Source organism: Acidimicrobiales bacterium (genome assembly GCA_036273495.1).
Classification (GTDB): Bacteria; Actinomycetota; Acidimicrobiia; order Acidimicrobiales; family JAJPHE01; genus DASSEU01.
Genome location: DASUHN010000136.1, coordinates 1 through 4,997, shown reverse-complemented (window position 1 = coordinate 4,997; position 4,997 = coordinate 1). Strand labels below are relative to the sequence as shown.

Genomic DNA, 4,997 nt, shown 5'->3' with positions numbered 1-4,997 from the left:
GCTCGTCGGTGGTGTCGACGACGCGTACACCGTCGAGAGGCAGCGGCGGCACGGCCGCCTACTGTATGCAGCGGCCGGCGCCGTGAACCGCCCGCCGGAGCCGCCCGCACGAGAGGAGCCAGCCGTGCCCATGCCCCAGGGCGTTCCGATCATCGACACCATGATCGGGTTCCCCCACCGTGACATGGCCCAGACCTACGCCTTCATCACTCGTCAGACGAAGGACCGCCAGTCGCGCGAGGAGTTCCAGTTCCCCGTCGAGTACATGTTCAAGCAGGTCCCGGAGAAGCAGCTGACCGACAGCGAGGACCCGATCAGCGTGACCCTCGGGGAGATGGACCGCTGGGGCATCGAGAAGGGGATGATCGGCGTCGGTGACCCGGCCGGAACCGGTGCGCTGGCCCTCAAGCGGCATCCCGACCGGTTCATCGCCTCCTCGAGCTGTGACCCCAACGAGGGGATGGAGGGGATCCGCCGCCTGGTCCGGGAGTACGAGACCTACGGGACCCGGGCCGTCGGCTGCTTCCCGGCCGGCACCTTCCCCCAGGTTCCGATCAACGACAAGAAGATGTACCCGATCTACGCCAAGTGCGTGGAACTCGACATCCCGATCTTCTGCTGTGCGGGGGTGCCGGGACCGCGGATCCGCTTCGCCCCCCAGCACGTCGAGCTGATCGACGAGGTGATGTACGACTTCCCCGACTTGGTGTTCGTGACCCGCCACGGGTGCGAGCCGTGGGCCGACCTGGCCGTGAAGCTCATGCTCAAGTGGCCGGGGCTGCACTACTCGACCAGCGCCTTCGCCCCGAAGTACTACCCGAAGGCGGTCATCGACTACGCCAACACCCGGGGCGCCGACAAGGTGATCTACGCCGGCTACTTCCCGATGGGCCTGTCGATCGAGCGGATCATGACCGACATGCCGTCGGTCCCCTTCCGCGACGAGGTGTGGCCCAAGTTCCTCCACGACAACGCCGCCCGGGTCCTGAAGCTCACCTGAGCCGGGCCGGCGGGGCGGGGGGGTCCCCGCCGACAGCGGCGGGCGTGGTCCGAAGGACCCGGGTGCCCGCCGCCATAAAATAGGAACCGGTTTCAGATTTGGCCCGGAAGGTGACAGGATTACCCACCGCGGGGGGCGAATAGGCCGCCGACAGGCATCCAGTCTTGGGGATCGGGAGGGACGAGTGCCGGTTGACACCGGAATGGGCCGGGGCCGGCGGAGCCGCCGGGCAGTGACCAGGACCCGGGTGGCGATGCTCGTGCTGTGCACCCTGACCATGTCGGCGTGCGGGCTGCGGGTCGGCTCGGGCCAGGTCAAGGCGGCGCTGCAGGCGGCCCAGGGCCAGGGCGGCGTCGGAGGCGGGGGCACCGGCGGAGCAGGCGGCGGGTCCGGGAGCGGGATCGAGGCCGGAGGGAGCGGGAGCTCGACGGGAGGACTGGCCGGCGGGACCAGCAGCGGCGGGGGGACGTCGGGGTCGGGGCTCACCGGCTCGGGCGGCGGGGGGACCGCCGGCGGAGGAGGGTCGGGCGGCACGTCGGCCACCACGTTGCCCGCCGGTGGGAACGGCGGCGCCACCGACGTCGGGGTGACCGGCAACACGATCACCGTCGGGAACGTCTCCGACCTCGGCGGGCCGGTCCCCGGGCTCTTCCAGGGGGGCCCCAACGGCACCCAGGCCTACTTCAACTTCATCAACCAGACCCAGGGCGGGGTGTTCGGGCGCCAGCTCAAGCTGGTGGCGTCGGACGACGGCCTGCAGTGCAACCAGAACGAGTCCGACTACCAGAACCTGGTCGGCAGCGTGTTCGCCTTCGTCGGCAGCTGGTCCCTGGACGACAACTGCGGGGCGCAGATCCTCGCCAAGCACACCGACATCCCGCTGGTCCAGCAGGCCCTCAACCCCCAGATGGCGGCGCTGCCGAACGAGTACAGCATCGACCCGTTCGCCTACGGCGGGCCCACGGGGGCCTTCCAGTACTTCAAGTCCAAGTTCCCCGACGCCATCACGTCGGTGGGCACGCTCGTCGGCAACCAGCCGGCGGCGGTGGCGGCCTGGAAGGGCATCGAGCAGGACATGCAGGCTCAGGGCTACACGATCAAGTACGAGGACGACTTCCCGCCGGCCCAGTCCAACTTCACCGCCGACGTGGTCCGGATGCGGTCACAGGGGATCAAGGAGGTGTTCCTCCAGTCGGTGAACGCCCCGGACGCCGCCGACCTCGCCAACGAGGCCGCCCAGCAGAACTGGAAGCCCGCCCTCTGGCACTGCCCGGTCTGCTACTTCGGCGGCTACATCAGCCAGTCCGGCGGAGCCGCCAACGTCGAGGGCCAGTACGCCACGACCATCCAGGAGCTGTTCCTCGGTGAGGACGCCGGCACGGTGCCGGAGGTGGCCCTGTTCGACAAGTGGCTCAAGCAGGCCAATCCCGGCTTCACGCCGGACCAGTTCGCCGACACGTCGTGGGCCAACGCCGCCCTGTTCGTCCAGGCCCTCAAGACGGCCGGCCCCCACCTGACCCGCAAGGCGGTCCTGGCCGCCCTGGCCGGGACCCACGGCTTCTCCGACAACGGCATGTTCCCGAACATCGACGTGGGCGCCAAACAGCCGAGCCCGTGCTACATGATCCTGCAGCTCAAGGGGGGCAAGTACACCAAGGTGGACGATCCCCCGACCGGCTTCCGCTGCGACGGCACGTTCTTCCGTGCCCATGTCTAGAGCCGGGAAGTAGGGCCGATGCACAGCCTGTTCATGTCGTACCTGGTTCTCGGGATCATCTACGGCTGCCTCTACGCCCTGACCGCAACCGGCCTGGTCGTGACCTACACCACGTCGGGCATCTTCAACTTCGGGCACGGCGCCATCGGCATGTTCATGACCTTCACCTACTGGCAGCTGACCGTGCAGTGGCACGTGCCCGTGGTCATCGCGCTGGTCGTGGTCCTGTTCGTGATGGCACCCCTGTTCGGCGCCCTGATCGAGCGCTTCTTCATCCGCTCCCTGTACGGGGCGTCGCTCGGCGTCACGCTCGTCGTCACCCTGGGGATCCTGCTGTTCCTGCTCGGCCTGGCCGACTGGGCGTGGAACCCGACGGTGACCCGCCACCTGCCCTCGCTGGTCCCCGGTCAGGCCTCGCTGTTCGGCGTCGTCGTGACCTACTACCAGTTCATGGTGCTCGGCATCGCGGTGGCGGTCGCGGTCCTGCTCCGCGTGCTGTTCACCCGGTCCCGCGTGGGGATGACCATGCGTGCCGTAGTGGACGACCGCGACCTCACGGCGCGTGCCGGCGCCAGCCCGCAGCGCACCGCCCAGCTCTCCTGGGCCCTCGGTGCCTCACTGGCGGCCCTGGCGGGCATCCTGATCGCCCCCCTCCAGTACCTCGACCAGCTCAACCTCACGCTCCTGGTGGTCTTCGGCTACGCCGCCGCGGTGGCGGGACGGCTGCGCAGCCTCCCGCTGACGGTGGCGGGCGGCCTGTTCCTCGGACTGGTCTGGTCCTACGCGGTGGGCTACCTGCCCAACAACCTGCTGTCCAACCTCAACCCGGTGATCCCGATGGCGGTGCTGTTCGCCGCCCTGCTGCTGCTGCGTCAGGAGCGGCTGCAGACGGCGCGGCTGGCCCTGCGCCGCAGCCGCCAGGCGGTGGCGCTGGTGCCGTCCCTCGGCATTGCCGTGTTGTTCGTGGCGGGGACGTTCGTCATGGCGCAGATCCTGTCCGCCGGCAACCTGCTCACCTTCGGCTCCGGGCTCTGCATCGGGATCGTGGTCCTCTCCCTCGTGCTGCTGGCCGGCTACGGCGGGCAGGTGTCGCTGGCCCAGATGACCTTTGCCGGGCTCGGCGCCTACTTCATGGGGAAGGTCGCGGGAGGCAACTCGATCGTGGGGCTGGTCGCGGCGTTTGCCCTCCCGGCTCTCATCGGCGGGGTTCTGGCCCTGGTCGTTCTACGGCTGCGGGGGCTGTACCTGGCCCTGGCCACCTTCGCCTTCGCCTACGGGATGGACAACCTGTTCTTCAACAAGCTCCTGGGCTTCGGGGGGATCCTGAACGTCGGACGTTTCCTGGTCCACTCCCAGAAGGCGTTCCTCATGGAGGTGTCGATCCTCTTCGCCGCCCTGGCGGTGGGCGTGATGGCCATCAAGCGCGGCCCGTTCGGGCGGCGCCTGGCCGCCATCAACGACAGCGAGGCGGCGTCCGCCTCCATCGGAATGAACATCACCGCCACCAAGGTCACCGCCTTCGTGCTGGCCGCCGGCATCGCCGGGCTGGGCGGGGCCATGTACGGCGGGTGGCAGGGCGAGGTCGGCCCCACCGACTTCCAGTGGCTCACCAGCCTGATCGTGCTGCTGCTGGTGGCCCTCGGCGGCATCGACAGCGTCCCGGGCGCCTTCCTCGTGTCCGTGTTCTACGCCTCGGGCCCGGTCATCCAGCGCCACCTGCAGTCGATCCCCAACTTCCAGCTGCTGCTCGTCGGCCTCGGCGCCATCACCCTCGGCCGCAACCCCGGAGGGATCGCCACCCAGCTGTCGGACGCGGTGGAGAACATCCGCTCGCTGCGGGGCTCCATGCGGGCCCGGCAACAGCGCCGGGCGGCGCCCGCCGGCATCTCCCCGGCGCGGGACGACGGCTTCGCGGCAGGGCGGGAGGAGGGTGGCCTTGTCGTCACCAGCTGAGGTCCCGGGCGTCACGACGCTGGCCGAACGGCTGGCCGCCATCCCGGCCCTGGAGATCATGGAGCTGCGGGCCGGCTACGGGCGGGTGGAGGTGCTCCACGGCGTCGACCTGGTCGTCCCCCGCGGGTCGGTCGTGGCCCTCATGGGGCCCAACGGCGCCGGCAAGACCACCCTGCTGAACGTGGCCGCCGGCCTGGTGCCCGCCACGAGCGGCTGTGTCCACGTGGCCGGCATGCACGTGAACGGGGTGTCGCCCGAGACGTTCTCCCGCGCCGGGGTGTGCAGCATCCCCGAAGGGCGCGGCGTCTTCCCCAACCTCACCGTCCG

The 4,997-nt window shown here is 69.8% G+C and carries 4 protein-coding genes; all 4 read left to right on the top strand.

The genetic code is table 11. From position 1 onward, the window contains the following. Positions 1-130 precede the first annotated feature (130 nt). On the top strand, positions 131-1,000 hold the full coding sequence (locus tag VFW24_05840) for an amidohydrolase family protein (GenBank protein HEX5266275.1): 870 nt from the start codon (positions 131-133) through the stop codon (positions 998-1,000). Positions 1,001-1,232: 232 nt separating this feature from the next. Further along, positions 1,233-2,717, top strand: a complete 1,485-nt coding sequence (locus VFW24_05835; protein ID HEX5266274.1) for an ABC transporter substrate-binding protein — start codon at positions 1,233-1,235, stop codon at positions 2,715-2,717. Between the two features lie 18 nt (positions 2,718-2,735). Further along, positions 2,736-4,670: an ABC transporter permease gene (locus tag VFW24_05830; protein HEX5266273.1), complete on the top strand. Its 1,935-nt coding sequence runs from the start codon at positions 2,736-2,738 to the stop codon at positions 4,668-4,670. Beyond that, on the top strand, positions 4,654-4,997 hold a 344-nt coding region (locus tag VFW24_05825), incomplete at its 3' end, for an ATP-binding cassette domain-containing protein (protein ID HEX5266272.1). The genes VFW24_05830 and VFW24_05825, both read left to right, overlap by 17 nt.